We start from the raw sequence: 5466 nt of genomic DNA, 5'->3' as shown, positions 1-5466 counted from the left end.
TGCTGCTAATGCAGGTCATAATGAGACAGTTCAATCTCTTGTTAAAGCTGGTGCTAATGTTGATATGCAGAGTAAAAAAAGTGGCCAAACAGCACTTATGTATGCTGCTAATGCAGGTCATAATGAGACAGTTCAATCTCTTGTTAAAGCTGGTGCTAATGTTGATATACAAGGTAATGATGGTCAAACAGCACTTACAGCTGCTGTTGTAAGTGGACATAATGAGATAGCTCAATCTCTTATTACTGCTGGTGCTAATGTTGATATACAAAATGATGATGGTCAAACAGCACTTATACTTTCTACTATTAAAGACCATACTGAAACAACTCAATCTCTTATTGATGCTGGTGCTGATGTTAATTTGAAAAACAAAGAAAATTGCTTAGCAGTTATATATGCTGCTAATACAGGCAACAATGAAACAGTTCAATCTCTTGTTAAAGCTGGTGCTGATGTTAACTTACAAGATAAATATGGTCAAACAGCACTTACAGCTGCTGCTACAAATGGACATAATGATGTAGTTCAATCTCTTGTTGATGCTGATGCTAATGTTAATATGCAGAATAATGATGGCCAAACAGCACTTATGTATGCTGCTAGTGCAGGTCATAATGAGACAGTTCAATCTCTTGTTAAAGCTGGTGCTGATGTTAACTTACAAGATAATGATGGCCAGACAGCATTTATATATGCTGTTAATGAAGAATATACTGAAATAACTAAAGTACTTGCTGATGCTGAGTTACAATCTGCAGCTGTCTATGATGACAGCACAACGAACACTCTAATACAACAAAATACTCAAGCAGTTGACACAACTTTATATAATACAGTAAGTAATCCAGCAATGCATTGCGGTACTATACAACAAACTGAACAGTAAAAATTTTGTCTATGAGCAACAATCTGCATATAAGAAAATAGTTATAAATTTATTATGGATAAACAGTTATTTACTTAAAATACTTATATTATTTATGCCTTTATATAAATTAAACTAACATTTGATAAATATGCAGATAATGCTTACTGCAAAAGCTAAAAAAATATTTAACAAAAAATATAGCAATCATATACAATGATGATATCACAAGCTATAATTGCTGGTCTAAAAAGCCATGCTAGAAGTTTTAGAAATAGCTAATGAATAGTATTTCACATATTAAAAATTAATAATAACTGGACAGCATTTACACTTGCTGCCAGGGAAGACCATAATAAAATAACTAAATTTCTTGTTAAATATGGTGCTGATGTTAATGTACAAGATAAATGTGATAGAACACCACTTACAATTGCTATTAGAGAGTCATGATAAAGTAGCTAGATTTCTTACTGAGTGTATTGTTAATATTATGTTGAGGATACAGCAAGATAATCTCACAGACAGAATAATTATGATACTTGTATATCTCTACCTTAATGCAAAACGTTACTGCTCACACTAATCAACAATTCCCTCTATCACACATTAATTCATTACTAATTTTATGTAGTTGGTTTTCTATTTTTTTGTTTTATACTGACATATATATCTCAATTAATTGTGTTCTATGTGGAGTCGTAATTTTCTAGTTACTGAACTGCTGATCATTGTATGCTTCATTGTTGTAATTTTTTTAGGTATAATATATGCACCATATTTGAAGAACTCTAGTATTGCACGCAATGTTGCATCTAGCATTGTGTCACTAGAGCACAATGTTTACGTGTTTTATACTACCTACAGAGCCCTTCCTGGTGATATTAGCAATCCTGTAAAATATTGGGATATTGAAGATTTTGTCAAAGAATGTGAGTATTATACATGGGATAAAAATACAAATAAACCTAGAGAGATAAGAATATTCAAAGGATTTAGTGGTGATGGTAATGGCATTATCACTACTAGTACTACTAGCAGAATAACTACAGATAGTTTTGTTGAAGCCACTGGTGCTGGATGTCATTTACGTTTGGCCAAACTTATCTCATACAAACCAAGGGTACTGAGAGAACTTAGAAAAGGATCTAATGGATTATGGTATAGTCCAATAAAGAATTATTCTGATTTTGGCCTTATTGTATCTGAAGTTCCTTTAAAAATAATAAACAATGTTAATAATTCTAGTGAAAATCTAAATCAGATACAAATATTGTCTGAGATTGGCAATGCAAAGTTAAGTGCATATCAGGCAATGCTACTTGACAAAAAAATTGATGATGGATTGCCTGCAAGTGGTAGAATGCGTTGCAACTCATTGAGTAACTCAATTGTTTGTTGTAATTCACATGTACAAGGGGTATGTAACCCAAAATCATCTTATTTAAGAAGCAAAACTTCATATGCTACAATAATAACATATGATAGTAAGATTATAGAGAAACTTAAATAAAATTACAACCTAAATGCTTATTTATAATAAAATACATAAACTATTATATGATAAAAATTTTTGTTAGACATTTTGTTATTCTATGTTATTTTTATTAATTCTTTAGCTCTATTAATGATAGTGGTTGGTATACCTGCTATACTTGCTATCTCAATTCCCATGGACTTATTGCCATAACCTTGCTTAAGTTTGTAATGAAATTTTATACCATTTTCATTGAAGCAAGTAGTTTCTATGGTATAATAAGTTAAATTTTTTATATGCTTAGCTATCTTAGGCAATTCATGAAAATGAGTAGCAAACATAAAGCGACATTTAATAACAATACATAAATATTCAATAATAGCCATTGCTATTGCCAAGCCATCATGGTGACAAGTACCACGTCCAATTTCATCCAATATAACCAATGACTTCCCTGTAGCATTGTTTACAATATTAGCAGTTTCAGTCATTTCTACCATAAAAGTTGACATACCATGGACAATTTTATCACTAGAGCCAATTCTGCTAAAAATTTTGTCTACTAAACCTATTTGAGCACTATCTGCTGGCACATAAGAACCAATTTGAGCCATTATTACTATTAATGCTACTTGACGTAAGATAGTACTTTTACCTGACATATTTGGAGATGTTACTAACCATGATCCCATATTCATCTCAATATCATTTGGTATAAAACATTTTATTTTAGATTCAAGCACAGGATGTCTAGCTTGTTTAATACTTAAAATATTATTATTAAGTATTTCTGGTCTTATGTAGTTCATATCTTTGGCTATTTTAGCAAATGTTGTAATAACATCTAATGTAGACAGTGCTACTGCCAAATCATAAAGATTGCTAATTTCATCTTTTATCATTGCAGCAAGATCTTGTACTATTTCTTTTTCTATACACTCTGCTGCATCATAAGCTACTCTTAAATGTCTCTCTAAGAGACAAAGCTCCTCTGTACTAAAACGCAATGTGTTAGATAATGTTTGTATATGAGTAAATTTAGAATTGCTAAGCAATCTATCTGCTTCATTTGCTACTACCTCAATATAATATCCATACTTAACATGATTTTTTATACTTAATTTTTTAACACCAGATATTTTCCTGTAATTCCTCTCAAGTATTTTAATTTGTGTTGCAAGTTCTCTAATTATTTCTTTTTTAGCATGTAGTATTGGTGCATTTACTGTTTTGATATAATCACCACTCTCTTGATAATCTTTATTAAGATTGTCATTAAGCTTATGGCTTATTTGTACACCAAACCCATGAGGATCACGCAATGTAGTAAATATGCTAGCCAAAGATGATGCATTTGTAAATTTTGCACAATTAGGAATTGAGCAATGCTTTGTAATTAGTCCAGCAATTAACAAAGTGGCATTCATAGTATGCATAATGAAAATTAAATCTTTAGGTGTTATATAGTTAGCATTTATCTTAGACAACAATCTTTCAAGATCAGAACATGTTTTTAATAAGTCACGTATCTTTGTAGTTAACTCCATATCGTTATAAAAGATGTCCACAGCATTCAGTCTTTCATTAATTGATTTAAAATTTGCATATGGTGTTGCTAACCATTTATGCAGCATTCGTGCACCAGCAGTAGTGCTAGTTTTGTTAAGCAATGCAAATAAAGTGTTATGTTTTTCCCCTAATTGTTCCCTAAATATCTCCAAACCATAAATAGCATTACTATCAATAAACATATGATCGGCATTATCAACTCTTATAGGTGATTTTAGCACCATTGGAACACCAATATTTTTCATATATAGAATAATTGTTGCACAAGCATCTTTCTCCATTGTTGTCATTTCATAAAAATACTTATTGTATTCCTCATATAAACACTCATCACTCTCTATAGAGATCATTACCTTAGTGAATAAACATGTATGTTTACATTTTATATTATGTACAATTGAATGCTCTTTATTTTCAATTAGTATTTCTGATGGATTTATTATGCTAATAATTTCCATTGGTTTTTTAGTTGAGGTATAACATAGTTCACCAGTAGATACATCTGCCCAAGAAAGTGCATATGCCATATCTTTCATAATAGGCTTAATACACATTAAATAGTTAGCAACACTACTCTCAATTAATTCTTCCTCAAATACTGTACCTGGAGTTATAACCCTAACAACTTCTCTTTGTGATAATCTACTTTTGCCTATTATGGTGTCATCTATTTGTTCACATATTGCTATTTTATAATTATTATTTAGCAGTATAGCTACAAAACGCATTAGAGCAACACTAGGAAAGCCACACATTGGCACAACACCTTTTTTTGTTAAAGTAATGTTAAGTAATTCACTTATCTTTACAGCAATATCACCAAATACTTCATAAAACTCTCCAATACGACACAACAGAATGCAATCAGAATAATTGCTAGCTATTTTTGTATATTGCTCTAGTATGCTGCCTTTTTTCAAATAGTCCTCTTTTATCAAATTATTATATTGTCAGTTATTACAAGTGAATTCTAGTTTAGTGATTAAATAATTATCTGTGCTTCCTGTGCAAAATATAAGATAAAATATTTAGTAGCAAAACAAATATTTTTGATGATACCTCAAATCTTTACTGTAAAATTCTGTATTTCTAGTATTTATTGCCAGTTATTCACTATTTATTGCACACAACCTGATGACTAATTTATTATCAACATGAAAATAGTTAACTAACTAGCTCTTATTATGCAATATATGTTATGCAACACAGATACACAGCTGCACATAAAAATGCCCTTTCACTTCTCACATCAACAACTTGAATGCTAATTTTTACATTTTGAATGATCTCAACAATTTCCAAAGATTTATTTTTAGCATAATCAAATGCTGCTATGTCATTAATTAGTACCTATGACATCAATATCAGCTACCAGCATTAATAAATACTTCAACTATTTTTTCATCATAACCTTTCCTAGCAGCATATATAACTGGTATCATGCCATGATTATTTTTTAACATCAGCTTCATGCTCAACAAGGAGTTTAACTAGGTCAATACGACCTCTTCCAATAGCATATATAAGTGGTGTTATGCCATGATTATTTTTC

5 protein-coding genes are annotated in these 5466 nt (G+C 30.6%); 3 read left to right on the top strand and 2 right to left on the bottom strand.

What is annotated here, in order from left to right:
- From AABI72_RS02330 to AABI72_RS02325, 3 genes are all read left to right on the top strand, one after another.
- A partial coding sequence (locus tag AABI72_RS02330) for an ankyrin repeat domain-containing protein (protein WP_338364018.1) occupies positions 1–889 on the top strand: 889 nt, incomplete at its 5' end.
- Between the two features lie 264 nt (positions 890–1153).
- Entirely contained in the window at positions 1154–1321 is a 168-nt protein-coding gene (locus AABI72_RS04995; protein ID WP_410520599.1) for an ankyrin repeat domain-containing protein, read from the top strand.
- Positions 1322–1559: 238 nt separating this feature from the next.
- A complete protein-coding gene (locus tag AABI72_RS02325; RefSeq protein WP_338364015.1) occupies positions 1560–2381 on the top strand; it encodes a hypothetical protein in 822 nt (273 codons plus the stop codon).
- Positions 2382–2461: 80 nt separating this feature from the next.
- On the opposite strand, the gene mutS is transcribed toward AABI72_RS02325, so the two are convergent.
- Both mutS and AABI72_RS04990 read right to left on the bottom strand, forming a co-directional pair.
- A complete protein-coding gene (mutS, locus tag AABI72_RS02320; RefSeq protein ID WP_338364013.1) occupies positions 2462–4834 on the bottom strand; it encodes a DNA mismatch repair protein MutS in 2373 nt (790 codons plus the stop codon).
- A 529-nt stretch (positions 4835–5363) separates the two neighbouring features.
- A complete protein-coding gene (locus AABI72_RS04990; protein WP_410520598.1) occupies positions 5364–5429 on the bottom strand; it encodes a hypothetical protein in 66 nt (21 codons plus the stop codon).
- Positions 5430–5466 lie beyond the last annotated feature (37 nt).

Source organism: Candidatus Xenohaliotis californiensis (assembly GCF_963930935.1).
In the GTDB taxonomy this organism is placed as follows: Bacteria; Pseudomonadota; Alphaproteobacteria; order Rickettsiales; family CAWVOK01; genus Xenohaliotis; species Xenohaliotis californiensis.
This window is presented reverse-complemented; position numbering and strand designations above follow the sequence as displayed.